The sequence below is a fragment of the Kaistia granuli DSM 23481 genome (assembly GCF_000380505.1).
GTDB lineage: Bacteria > Pseudomonadota > Alphaproteobacteria > Rhizobiales > Kaistiaceae > Kaistia > Kaistia granuli.
Genome location: NZ_AQYH01000007.1, coordinates 73,070 through 85,779, shown reverse-complemented (window position 1 = coordinate 85,779; position 12,710 = coordinate 73,070). Strand labels below are relative to the sequence as shown.

Genomic DNA, 12,710 nt, shown 5'->3' with positions numbered 1-12,710 from the left:
GGGGAGTGACGATGCGCAACCTTACCATCGACGAGGGGCTGAACGCCGCCGGAACCGGGGCGTTCCAGCGCCGCCTGTTCCTGATCTTCGGCCTCGTCTGGACGGCCGACGCCATGCAGGTGCTGTCGATCGGCTTCACGGCGCCGGCGATCGCCAGGACCTTCGGGCTGAGCCTGCCCGCCGCGCTCCAGACCGGCACGATCTTCTTCGTCGGCATGCTGATCGGCGCCGCCGCCTTCGGGCGCCTTGCCGACCGCATCGGCCGCCGCAACCTGCTGATCATCACCGTGCTGATGGATGCGCTGTTCGGTCTCGCCTCGGCCTTCGCCTCCGATTTCACCATGCTCTTGGTGTTCCGCTTCCTGACCGGCCTCGCCGTCGGCGGCACGCTGCCGGTCGACTACGCGATGATGGCCGAGTTCCTGCCCGCGAACCGGCGCGGCCGCTGGCTGGTCGGTCTCGAGGGCTTCTGGGCCGTCGGTACCGTGATCGTCGCGCTCGCCGCCTGGTATGCCGCCGCCAACGAGATGGCGGACGCCTGGCGCTTCATCTTCATCATCACGGCGCTGCCGGCTCTGATCGGCCTGGCGCTGCGCTTCTGGGTGCCGGAATCGCCCTTCTACCTGCTGCGCACCGGCAAGGCGCTCGAAGCCAAGAAGGTGCTCGACCAGATCGCCACCACCAACGGCAAGCCGATCCTGGCCGGCAGGCTGACCGACACCAACGAACCGCGCCTGCCGCTCTCGGCCCTGTTCACCGGACCCTATGCCCGCCGCTCCTGGCTGATCCTCGCCGCCTGGCTGCTGGTGTCGATCTCCTATTACGGCATCTTCGTCTGGCTGCCGGGCAAGCTGGTCTCCGGCGGCGAAGGCTATGGCTATCTGCGCGGCTACGGCTTCCTGGTGCTGCTGGCGCTGGCGCAGATCCCGGGCTACGCGCTCGCCGCCTGGGGCGTCGAGAGCTGGGGTCGCAAGCCGACGCTGATCGCCTTCCTGCTGCTCTCGGCGGCCGGCTGCTTCCTCTATGCCGTGCTGGCGGACCCGTTCTGGATCGGCGCGGCGATGATGCTGATGAGCTTCGCGCTGCTCGGCACCTGGGGCGCGCTCTACGCCTTCACGCCGGAACTCTACCCGACGCCGCTGCGCGCCAGCGGCATGGGTCTCGCCGGCGCGATGGCGCGCCTCGGCGGCCTGCTGGCACCGACGCTGGTGGGCGCGGTCGTCGCCTATTCCTTCAACGTCGCGCTCGGCCTGTTCGCCGTGATCTTGCTGCTCGGCGCCGTCGCCACGGCGGCGATCGACGTCGAGACCAAGCAGAAGCCGCTGACCTGAACCTCAAAACAAGAAAGCCGGCGCCCTTTGTGCAAGGGCGCCGGCTTTCCGTTGTCTGCGCCGCCGAAAAACACCGGCGACGGCCGACCCTCACATGTGGATCGGCTTGAACCAGGCGGCGAGCGCCGCTTCCTTGATCGATTCCGACATGGTCGGATGCGCGTGCGTCGAACGGGCGAGATCCTCGGCGGAACCCGCGAACTCCATCAGCACGACCGCCTCGTGGATCATCTCGCCGGCGCCCTTGCCGACGATATGCGCGCCAAGCAGGCGATCGGTCGTGGCATCCGACAGGATCTTGACGAAGCCGTCCGTCGCCAGCATCGCCCGGGCGCGGCCATTGGCCGAGAACGGGAACTTGCCGACCTTGTAGGCGATGCCAGCCGCCTTCAGCTCTTCCTCGGTCTTGCCGACGGTCGCGACTTCCGGACCCGTGTAGACGACGCCCGGAATGGCGTCGTAGTTCACATGGCCCGCCTGGCCGGCGAGGATCTCGGCGACCGCAACGCCCTCGTCCTCGGCCTTGTGCGCCAGCATCGGTCCGGCGATGACGTCGCCGATGGCGTAGATGCCGGGAACGTTGGTCTGGTAATGGCCGTCGACCTTGACGCGCTTGCGCTCGTCGAGCTCGACGCCGACCGTCTCGAGGCCGAGACCCCCAGTGAACGGACGACGGCCGATCGCCACCAGCACGACGTCAGCCTCGATCGTCTCGGCGGCGCCGCCCTTGGCCGGCTCGATGGTCGCCTTCAGCGTCTTGCCGCTGGTGTCGACGCCGGTGACCTTGGTACCGAGCTTGAAGGCGAAGCCCTGCTTCTCCAGCATGCGCTGGAACTGCTTGGCGACTTCGCCGTCCATGCCGGGCAGGATGCGGTCGAGGAACTCGACGACAACAACCTCGGCGCCGAGGCGGCGCCAGACCGAGCCGAGCTCGAGGCCGATGACGCCGGCACCGACGACGATCATCTTGGCCGGAACCTTCGGAAGCTCCAGCGCGCCGGTCGAGGTAACGATGCGCTTCTCGTCGATCTCGACGCCCGGCAGCGGAGCCGAATCCGAACCAGTGGCAATGACGATCGCCTTGGTCTCCAGCGTCTCGGAGCTGCCGTCTTCCTTGGTGACGACGACCTTGCCGGGCGCGGCGATCGAACCGGTGCCGATATGGCCGTCGATCTTGTTCTTCTTGAACAGATAGGCGACGCCGTCGACGTTGGACTTCACCGTCGCGTCCTTGTGGGCGAGCATGCCCGGCAGGTCGAGCTTCGGCTTGGCGACCTTGATGCCGAGCGCGTCGAGATGGCCGACTTCCTCGAACATCTCGGAGGCATGCAGCAGCGCCTTGGACGGGATGCAGCCGATGTTCAGGCAGGTGCCGCCATAGGTCGCCCGCTTCTCGACGACAGCGACCTTGAGGCCCAGCTGGGCTGCCTTGATGGCGCAGACATAGCCACCCGGACCGGAACCGATGACGATGAGATCGTAGGACATGGGGTCTCCCGGACGATTTTGGCGTTAGCCAGCGGCGCGATGTACCGCGCAAATACGAAAATGGCCGGATGCGTTCGGCGGCGCGATGCGCCTATCCGATGCTCCGGCCGGCTGAATGGAGAAGCGCGCCCGGAAGGGGCGCGCCAAGTTCGCGGGCATCCGCCCCTGCCACCAGAAGACGACCCGGAACGCGGGGGCGTGCCGGGATCGACTGGAATTGAGGGACGAAAGCCATGTCGGTTCCGTCCTGGCGATCAGAGATCGAGGACGAGACGCTGCGGATCCTCGAGGTTCTCCTTGACGCGCACCAGGAAGGTCACGGCTTCCTTGCCGTCGACGATGCGGTGATCATAGGAGAGCGCCAGATACATCATCGGGCGGATCTCGATCTTGCCGCCGACGACCATCGGCCGCTCCTGGATCTTGTGCATGCCGAGGATGCCCGACTGCGGCGCGTTCAGGATCGGCGTCGACATCAGCGAACCGTAGATGCCGCCATTGGTGATCGTGAAGGTGCCGCCCTGCATCTCGTCGATCTTGAGCTGGCCATCACGGGCCCGCTTGCCGAGACCGGCGATCGTCTTCTCGATGCCGGCGAGCGACAGCTGGTCGGCGTCGCGCAGCACCGGCACGACGAGGCCCTTATCGGTGCCGACGGCGATGCCGATGTTGTAGTAGTTCTTGTAGATCAGGTCGGTGCCGTCGATCTCGGCGTTCACAGCCGGGATTTCCTTCAGCGCCTGGATCACGGCCTTGGTGAAGAAGCTCATGAAGCCGAGCTTCACGCCGTGCTTCTTCTCGAACAGATCCTTGTACTGGCTGCGCAGAGCCATCACGGCGCCCATGTCGACCTCGTTGAAGGTCGTCAGCATGGCGGCGGTGTTCTGCGCATCCTTCAGGCGGCGCGCGATGGTCTGGCGCAGCTTGGTCATACGGACGCGCTCTTCGCGCGACGCGTCGTCGGCCGAAACAGGAGCGCGGACCTGGACCGGGGCAGCCGGCGCGGGCGCGGCAGCAACGCCGGCAATGGCGCCGAGCAGGTCGCCCTTGGTGACGCGGCCGTCCTTGCCGGAACCGGCGACACCGGAAACGTCAACGCCGCTCTCGGCGGCGAGCTTGGCGACAGCCGGGCCGTTCGCGTCGGCGGCAGCCGACTTGGCCGGAGCCGCAGCGGCGGCGGCAGCAGGAGCAGCAGCCTTGGGAGCCTCGGCCTTGGCAGGCGCGGCGGCGGCAGCGCCGCTGGCCGAGATCGTGCCGAGCAGCGCGCCGACGCCGACCGTGTCGCCATCCTTGGCGGCGACGGCCTCGATCACGCCGGCGACCGGCGAGGGAACCTCGATCGTGACCTTGTCGGTCTCGAGCTCGACAACCGGCTCATCGACCGCGACGGTCTCGCCGACTTTCTTGAACCACCGTCCAATAGTGGCCTCAGTCACGGACTCGCCGAGGGTCGGGACACGGATTTCGGTTGCCATGGCTTGGTCTCTTACCGTTCGAACTTGGGTGGACGTTCTGGATGAAACGATGGGGATCGGCACCCTGCGGCGCCGATCCCGAAATTCAACTTAAGCGAGCGCGTCTTCGAGGAAGGCGTTGAGCTGGGCCAGATGCTTGGACATCAGGCCTGTCGCCGTCGCCGCCGAAGCCGGGCGTCCCGTGTAGCGGGCGCGGGTCGACTTGCCGCCGACCTGGCCGAGCACCCATTCCAGATAGGGCTCGACATGCGCCCAGGAACCCTGGTTCTTCGGCTCTTCCTGGCACCAGACGATCTCGGCGTTCTTGAAGCGCGACAGCTCCTGAACCAGCGCCTTGAGCGGGAACGGATAGAGCTGCTCGACGCGCAGCAGGTAGACGTCATTGATGCCGCGCTTCTCGCGCTCCTCGTACAGGTCGTAATAGACCTTGCCCGAGGAGATGACGACGCGGCGCATCCGATCGTCCTGCACCAGCTGGATCGGCTCGTCCTTCAGGAACTCCGCATCGTCCCACAGAAGACGGTGGAACGAGGAGTCCGCCCCGAGCTGCGCCAGCGTCGACACGGCGCGCTTGTGGCGCAGCAGCGACTTCGGCGTCATCAGGATCAGCGGCTTGCGGATGTCGCGCTTCAGCTGCCGGCGCAGGATGTGGAAGTAGTTCGCCGGCGTCGTGACGTTGGCGACCTGCATGTTGTCTTCCGCGCACATCTGCAGGAAGCGCTCGAGACGGGCGGAGGAATGCTCCGGACCCTGGCCCTCATAGCCGTGCGGCAGCAGGCAGACGAGGCCCGACATGCGCAGCCACTTGCGCTCGCCCGACGAGATGAACTGGTCGAACACCACTTGGGCGCCGTTGGCGAAGTCGCCGAACTGGGCTTCCCAGAGGGTCAACGCGTTCGGCTCCGACAGCGAATAGCCGTACTCGAAACCGAGCACCGCCTCTTCCGAGAGCATCGAGTTGATGACCTCGTAGCGCGCCTGGCCCTCGCGGAGATTGTTGAGCGGGATGAAGCGCTCCTCGTTCTCCTGGTCGTACAGCACCGAATGGCGCTGCGAGAAGGTGCCGCGCTCGACGTCCTGACCGGACAGGCGGATGGGATGGCCTTCATCGGCGAGCGTCGCGAAGGCGAGCGCCTCGGCGGTGGCCCAGTCGATGCCGACGCCGCTCTCGATCGCCTTCTTGCGATTGTCGAGGAAGCGCTGGACGGTGCGGTGGACGTGGAAGTCGGCCGGCACGTCGGTAAGCTTGGCGCCGAGCGCCTTCAGCTTGTCGATCTCGACACCGGTCTTGCCGCGACGCGGCTCGTCGTCGGCGGCGGCGGCCTTGAGGCCCGCCCAGGCGCCGTCGAGCCAGTCGGCCTTGTTCGGCTTGTAGGACTGACCGGCCTCGAACTCGACCTCGAGGCGCGAACGCCACGACGCCTTCGCGGCCTCGACTTCCTCGGTCGTCACCAGGCCCTCGGCGATCAGCTTCGACGAGTAGATCTCGACGATCGCCGGATGGCTGCGGATGTTCTTGTACATCAGCGGCTGGGTGAAGCCCGGCTCGTCGCCTTCGTTATGACCGAAGCGACGGTAGCAGAACATGTCGATGACGACGGGCTTGTGGAACTTCTGGCGGAACTCGATCGCGATCTTCGCGGCGAAGACGACCGCTTCCGGATCATCACCGTTCACGTGGAAGATCGGCGCCTCGATCATCTTGGCAACGTCGGACGGATAGGGCGACGAGCGCGAGAAGCGCGGGTTCGTCGTGAAGCCGATCTGATTGTTGACGATGAAGTGGATCGAACCGCCCGTGCGGTGACCCTTCAGGCCCGACAGGCCGAAGCACTCCGCCACGACGCCCTGGCCGGCGAAGGCCGCGTCGCCATGGATCAGCAGCGGCAGCGTGCCGGTGCGGATGTAGTCCTTGTGCAGGTCCTGCTTGGCGCGCGCCTTGCCGAGCACGACGGGATCGACGATCTCGAGATGCGACGGGTTGGCGGTCAGCGACAGGTGGACTTCGTTGCCGTCGAAGGAACGGTCCGAGGAAGCACCCAGATGGTACTTCACATCGCCCGAGCCCTCGACGTCGTCGGGGGCGTAGGAGCCGCCCTTGAACTCGTGGAACAGCGCGCGGTGCGGCTTGGCCATCACCTGCGTCAGGACGTTGAGGCGGCCGCGATGGGCCATGCCGACGACGATCTCGTGCACGCCGAGCGTGCCGCCGCGCTTGATGATCTGCTCGAGCGCCGGAATCAGGCCCTCGGCGCCATCCAGGCCGAAGCGCTTGGTGCCGGTGAACTTGACGTCCAGGAACTTCTCGAAGCCCTCGGCCTCGATCAGCTTGTTGAGGATCGCCTTCTTGCCTTCCGGCGTGAAGGTGATCGCCTTGTCCGGCCCCTCGATGCGCTCCTGGATCCAGGCCTTCTCGGCCGGATCGGAAATGTGCATGAACTCGACGCCGAGCGTCGAGCAATAGGTGCGCTTCAGGATCTCCAGCATCTCGGGGATGGTGGCGAATTCGAGCCCGAGCACGTTGTCGATGAAGATCTTGCGGCTGTAGTCGGCCTCGGTGAAGCCGTAGGAGGAGGGATGCAGCTCCTCGTGGTCGCCGACGGTGGCGATGTGCAAGGGATCGAGATCGGCATGCAGATGGCCGCGCATGCGATAGGCGCGGATCATCATGATCGCGCGGACCGAATCGCGGGCGGCCTGCTGGATCGCCGCTTCCGAAAGCGCCGCGCCGGCCGCCTGGCCGTTCGCCGCCGGCGGCGCCACCTGGGCGGCCTTGGCCTTCAGCTTGTCGGTGACCGACTTCTCGATCTGACCCCAGTTGCCGTCCATGGCCGAAACGAGTTCGCCATTGGCATGGAGAGGCCAGTCGGCGCGCTTCCAGGGCGCACCCCGCGCCTCCGCCACGACGGCCTTCGGATCATCCTTCAGCGCTGAAAAGAACGTCCGCCACTCGGCGTCCACCGAAGCGGGATCGTTCTGGTAGCGGGCATACAGATCCTCGATATAGCTGGCATTGCCGCCATAAAGAAAGGATGAGGTCGCAAAGGCCGCGTTGGCTTGCTCGCGTGACATGATGCTGGTTGAGGAGCGCCACGCCCCTCTCTCCCTTATCGCGCGGCCACGCGCCGCGCTCTTGCTGAATAGACCGACATTCCGGCAGTCGGAATGTCGGTCTTGCCTCTTAGCCCTTCAAGACCTCAACCAAGGTCTTTCCAAGGCGCGCCGGCGACGGCGACACCCGGATACCCGCGGCTTCCATCGCCGCGATCTTGTCTTCCGCGCCGCCCTTGCCGCCGGAGATGATCGCACCGGCATGGCCCATGCGACGTCCCGGAGGCGCCGTGCGACCGGCGATGAAACCGACCATCGGCTTCTTGCGGCCGCGCTTGGCCTCGTCGGCCAGGAACTGCGCCGCGTCTTCCTCGGCCGAACCGCCGATTTCACCGATCATGACGATCGACGTGGTCTCATCATCGGCCAGGAACATTTCCAAAATGTCGATGAACTCGGTGCCCTTGACCGGATCGCCGCCGATGCCGACGGCCGTGGTCTGGCCGAGGCCTTCCTGGGTCGTCTGGAACACGGCTTCGTAGGTCAGCGTGCCGGAGCGCGAGACGATGCCGACCGAGCCCTTCTTGAAGATGTTGGCCGGCATGATGCCGATCTTCGAGGCGTCGGCGGTGACGATGCCGGGGCAGTTCGGGCCGATCAGGCGCGACTTCGAACCGGAGAGCGAACGCTTGACGCGCACCATGTCGAGAACCGGAATGCCCTCGGTGATGCAGACGATCAGCGGGATCTCGGCGTCGATCGCCTCGCAGATCGCGTCGGCGGCGCCAGGCGGCGGCACGTAGATGACCGAGGCGTCGGCGCCGGTGGCGTCGCGCGCTTCGGCGACGGTGTCGAACACCGGCAGGCCGAGATGGGTCTGGCCGCCCTTGCCGGGCGACGTGCCGCCGACGACCTTGGTGCCGTAGGCGAGCGCCTGCTCGGAGTGGAACGTGCCGTTCTTGCCGGTGAAGCCCTGGGTGATGAGCTTGGTGTTCTTGTCGATCAGGATGGACATCAGACGGCTTCCTTCACGGCCTTGACGATCTTCTGGGCAGCATCGTCGAGATCGTCGGCGGGGATCACGTTCAGGCCGCTCTCGCGGATGATCTGCTTGCCGAGTTCGACATTGGTGCCCTCGAGGCGCACGACGAGCGGAACCTTGAGGCCGACCGTCTTCACCGCGGCGATGACGCCGCGCGCGATGACGTCGCACTTCATGATGCCGCCGAAGATGTTGACGAGGATGCCCTTCACCTTCGGATCGGAGGTGATGATCTTGAAGGCTGCCGTCACCTTCTCTTCCGAAGCGCCGCCGCCGACATCCAGGAAGTTCGCCGGGCTTTCGCCGTAGAGCTGGATGATGTCGAGCGTCGCCATGGCGAGGCCGGCGCCGTTGACCATGCAGCCGATCGAGCCGTCGAGCGCGATGTAGGCGAGGTCATACTTGGACGCCTCGATCTCCTTGGCGTCTTCCTCGGTCTCGTCGCGCAGCGCCAGCATGGCGGGCTGGCGGTACAGCGAGTTCGAGTCGAACGACACCTTGGCGTCGAGGACCTTCAGATTGCCGTCGGTGGTGACGATCAGAGGATTGACCTCGAGCATCTCCATGTCCTTGGCGACGAAGGCCGTATAGAGCTTCGTCACGACGTCGGTCGCCTGCTTGGCGAGCGGGCCCGAGAGGCCGAGCGCCTTGGCGACGGTGAGGCCGTGATGCGGCATGATGCCGGTCGCGGGATCGACGGAGAAGGACTTGATCTTCTCGGGCGTCGAATGGGCGACTTCCTCAATGTCCATGCCGCCTTCGGTCGAGACGACGAAGGAGATGCGCGAGGTCTCGCGGTCGACGAGGATCGAGAGGTAGAACTCCTTCTCGATGTCCGAGCCGTCCTCGATGTAGAGGCGGTTGACCTGCTTGCCCTCGGGACCGGTCTGGATGGTCACCAGCGTGTTGCCGAGCATCTGGCCGGCGAAGGCCTTGACCTCGTCGATCGACTTGGCGAGGCGGACCCCGCCCTTTTCGCCGGCAGCCGCTTCCTTGAACTTGCCCTTGCCGCGACCGCCGGCATGGATCTGCGACTTGACGACCCAGAGCGGACCGCCCAGTTCCTTCGCAGCCGCTTCGGCCTCTTCCGGGGTGAAGATGGCAATGCCGCGCGATACGGGGGCGCCGAATTCCTTCAGCACCGCCTTCGCCTGATATTCATGAATATTCATAGATGACGTTCCGCCTTTAGGGGCTGTCTCTGTGCTTCGTTCGAAAGATCAGGCGCCGAGCGCCGGAGCGATCTTGACGCAGGCTTCGACCAGGCTCTCGACCGAGGCGACCGACTTGTCGAGCATCGCCTGCTCGGCCTTGTTCAGTTCGATCTCGATGATGCGCTCGACACCGTTCTCGCCGATGACGATCGGCACGCCGATGTAGCGACCCTTGATACCGTACTGGCCGTCGAGCAGGGCTGCGGCCGGCAGGACGCGCTTCTTGTCCTTGAGGTAGCTCTCGGCCATCACGATCGCGGAGGCAGCCGGGGCGTAGAAGGCGGAGCCGGTCTTCAGGAGGTTGACCACCTCGGCGCCACCGTCGCGGGTGCGCTGGACGATTTCCTCGAGGCGCGAAGCCTCGATCCAGCCGAGCTTGACCAGGTCGGTCAGCGGGATGCCGGCAACCGTCGAGTAGCGCGTCAGCGGCACCATGGTGTCGCCATGGCCGCCGAGCACGAAGGCGGTGACGTCCTCGACCGAGACCTTGAACTCTTCGGCGAGGAAATAGCGGAAGCGGGCGCTGTCGAGCACGCCGGCCATGCCGACGACCTTGTTCGCCGGCAGGCCGGAGAACTTCTGCAGCGCCCAGACCATGGCGTCGAGCGGGTTGGTGATGCAGATGACGAAGGCGTTCGGGGCATACTTCTTGATGCCGGCGCCGACCTGCTCCATCACCTGGAGATTGATGCCGAGCAGATCATCGCGGCTCATGCCGGGCTTGCGCGGCACGCCGGCCGTGACGATGACGACGTCGGCATCCTGGATCGCGGCGTAGGACGATGCGCCCGAGAGCTTCGCGTCGAAGCCTTCCACGGGAGCCGCCTCGGCGATGTCGAGCGCCTTGCCCTGGGGAACGCCGTCGGCGATGTCGAAGAGGACGATGTCGCCCAGTTCCTTGATGCCAGCGAGAAGGGCGAGCGTGCCGCCGATCTGACCGGAACCGATCAAAGCAATCTTGGCTCGAGCCATGTGCGAGGTCTCCCGATGGAGGTTTACCTAAACGTAATGCGACAGTATGACTCTGTCGGAACGCGGGTGGTCTAACCCCAATGCTCGACCGGTGCAAGTCAGTCCCGCGCCTTCCGTGGCGGCAATCCGCCAATTCGCGCAGCAGCTTACGTTAACGTCATGTCTCGACGATGAAGCCGCGATGCGGCTGGGCGAGATATTCCTCGGACCGCATCTCGGTCAGGCGCGACGCCGTGCGGGCGAATTCGAACGCCTCGACGCCGTCCTCCGCCGTGTAGAGCCGGCCCGGCTCGGCCGCGGCCGAAACGATGATTTTGACATGGCCGTCATAGAGCGCGTCAATCAACGTAATGAAACGCTTGGCTTCATTGCGACGCGCATCGCCCATCACCGGGATGTGATCGATAAGAACCGTGTGAAAGGCATGCGCGATGGCGAGATAGTCGCTGGCGCCGAGCGGCCTGGCGCAGAGGTCGGTAAAGTTGAAACGGGCGACGCCGTCCACCGCCTGCGGTACGACAACGTCGCGACCGAGCACCGACAGGGTCGACGCCTCGCCAGATGACGTTGACGTCAGGTGAAGCCATGCCGCATCGAGGGCCGCATCTGATTCGGGTCCGAGCGGCGTCAGATAGACCGGCGCGCGGGACGTCTTTTCGTGCCGATAATCGGTTCTCGCTGCCAGCCGCACCACCTCGACCCGCTCTTTCAGCAGCGTGATGAAGGGCAGGAACAGGTTCCGGTTGAGGCCGCCGGCATAGAGATCGTCCGGCGCGACGTTGGAGGTCGCCACCAGCACCACGTCGCGCGAGAACAGCTGCGTGAACAGCCGCCCGAGGATCATGGCGTCGGCGATGTTGGTCACGGTGAATTCGTCGAAGCAGAGAAGCTGCGTCTCTTCCGCGATCTCGTCGGCGACCGGCGCGATCGGATCCTCGCCGGAAACCTTGCCGGCCTTGATCGCCTCTCGCATCCTGAAGATGCGGGCATGCACGTCGGCCATGAAATCGTTGAAATGGGCCCTGCGCTTGCGCTGCGGCGCGGCGCGCTCGAAGAACAGGTCCATCAGCATGGTCTTGCCGCGGCCGACATCGCCATGGATGTAGAGGCCGCGAACCGCTGGCGTCGCCGCCTCGCGCTTGCCGAACAACCAGCCAAGCGCACTCGACTTGCGGGCGAGACGCCGTTCGGCAAGGCGCGCATTGAGGGCGTCGAGCTTGCCGACCAGAACCTGCTGGGCCGGGTCCTCCTCGACCTCGCCGCGCGCGACAAGGTCCCGATAGGCGTCTGCGACGCGCGAAACGACCGGCAGGCCCTGGCTCACCCGATTACCCCCGCCGCCGCGAACATCGCAGCCGGCTCACTCAGCGATAGAAGGAAACAGCCTGGCCGCCATTGATCTGGCCGTTGAAGTGGGTCTTGCCCGACGCGGACAGGCTGGCGACGGACACGCCATTGGCGCCGGCCAGCACCACCTGCGAGCCCGACAGGCTCCAGGCCGAAATCGACTTCAGCGTCGGGGACTGGCAGCCGCGCGTCGAGGCGCGATAGCCGCCCGTCCAGCTGGTCAGCGTCATGAACAGCTGGCAGCTCTCGCCGCCGGACTGCAGCGTCCAGCCGCCGAGCAGATCGGTGCGGCCGATCTCGGCGCCCGAGGCGGTGGAAACCGGCGGCGGCGCCGGCGCGGCGGTGCCCGGAAGCGGCTCGGTGCCGGGGAGCGTGCCGGCCGCTGTCTGCGGCGGCATCTGCGCGTTCGGATCCATCGGCGGCGGCGGCAGGGCCGTCGAGGTCACAGGCGCGGTCGCGACCGGCGGCAGCGTGTCGCTTTCGACCGACTTGGCGGAACGCTCCATCGGACCGAGGCCAATCGCCCCGAACGAGCCGCAACCGCTCAAGGCGGCCGCCAAGGTGGCGACCAGGCCGATCGGCGCGAGACGTCGGGACATGAGCTTCTCCATCATCGAAATCCTCGGTGCCGAACCAGGTTAGGGGCACAATCGAGCCGCTTTGAGGCAAACGGAAGAACGCCCAAATCTTCGCCCAGCACACCGGCCGCCGCCTCAAGCGGGCCCACCGGTCGATCGGAACGGGAAAGATGAAGGGAAATCACTCGAAAATCCGCAGCCTATCTTGCTTT

Annotated in this window: 9 protein-coding genes; 1 reads left to right on the top strand and 8 read right to left on the bottom strand. The window is 65.8% G+C overall.

Features of this window, described 5'->3' with window-relative positions:
* Nucleotides 1-11: 11 nt before the first annotated feature.
* Entirely contained in the window at nucleotides 12-1,331 is a 1,320-nt protein-coding gene (locus tag G342_RS0110355) for an MFS transporter (RefSeq protein ID WP_018183068.1), read from the top strand.
* 90 nt (nucleotides 1,332-1,421) lie between these two features.
* Here the strand turns inward: G342_RS0110355 and lpdA are convergent, their stop codons facing one another.
* The 8 genes from lpdA to G342_RS0110315 all read right to left on the bottom strand — a co-directional run bounded on the left by lpdA (nucleotide 1,422) and on the right by G342_RS0110315 (nucleotide 12,519).
* Nucleotides 1,422-2,819 (bottom strand): dihydrolipoyl dehydrogenase, encoded by a 1,398-nt coding sequence (gene lpdA, locus G342_RS0110350; protein ID WP_018183067.1) that lies wholly within the window; start codon nucleotides 2,817-2,819, stop codon nucleotides 1,422-1,424.
* A 254-nt stretch (nucleotides 2,820-3,073) separates the two neighbouring features.
* Nucleotides 3,074-4,294 (bottom strand): 2-oxoglutarate dehydrogenase complex dihydrolipoyllysine-residue succinyltransferase, encoded by a 1,221-nt coding sequence (gene odhB / locus G342_RS0110345; protein WP_018183066.1) that lies wholly within the window; start codon nucleotides 4,292-4,294, stop codon nucleotides 3,074-3,076.
* 90 nt (nucleotides 4,295-4,384) lie between these two features.
* Nucleotides 4,385-7,366, bottom strand: coding sequence for a 2-oxoglutarate dehydrogenase E1 component (locus G342_RS0110340; RefSeq protein WP_018183065.1), 2,982 nt, complete (start codon nucleotides 7,364-7,366; stop codon nucleotides 4,385-4,387).
* A gap of 109 nt (nucleotides 7,367-7,475) precedes the next feature.
* On the bottom strand, nucleotides 7,476-8,360 hold the full coding sequence (gene sucD, locus G342_RS0110335) for a succinate--CoA ligase subunit alpha (protein WP_018183064.1): 885 nt from the start codon (nucleotides 8,358-8,360) through the stop codon (nucleotides 7,476-7,478).
* Complete coding sequence (gene sucC, locus G342_RS0110330; protein WP_018183063.1) at nucleotides 8,360-9,559, bottom strand: ADP-forming succinate--CoA ligase subunit beta; 1,200 nt, start codon at nucleotides 9,557-9,559, stop codon at nucleotides 8,360-8,362. Before sucC ends, sucD begins: the two co-directional genes overlap by 1 nt.
* Nucleotides 9,560-9,607: 48 nt before the next feature.
* A complete protein-coding gene (gene mdh, locus G342_RS0110325; protein WP_026304309.1) occupies nucleotides 9,608-10,573 on the bottom strand; it encodes a malate dehydrogenase in 966 nt (321 codons plus the stop codon).
* A 157-nt stretch (nucleotides 10,574-10,730) separates the two neighbouring features.
* Complete coding sequence (zapE, locus tag G342_RS0110320; protein WP_018183061.1) at nucleotides 10,731-11,897, bottom strand: cell division protein ZapE; 1,167 nt, start codon at nucleotides 11,895-11,897, stop codon at nucleotides 10,731-10,733.
* 40 nt (nucleotides 11,898-11,937) lie between these two features.
* Nucleotides 11,938-12,519, bottom strand: coding sequence for an AprI/Inh family metalloprotease inhibitor (locus tag G342_RS0110315; RefSeq protein WP_040878722.1), 582 nt, complete (start codon nucleotides 12,517-12,519; stop codon nucleotides 11,938-11,940).
* Nucleotides 12,520-12,710 lie beyond the last annotated feature (191 nt).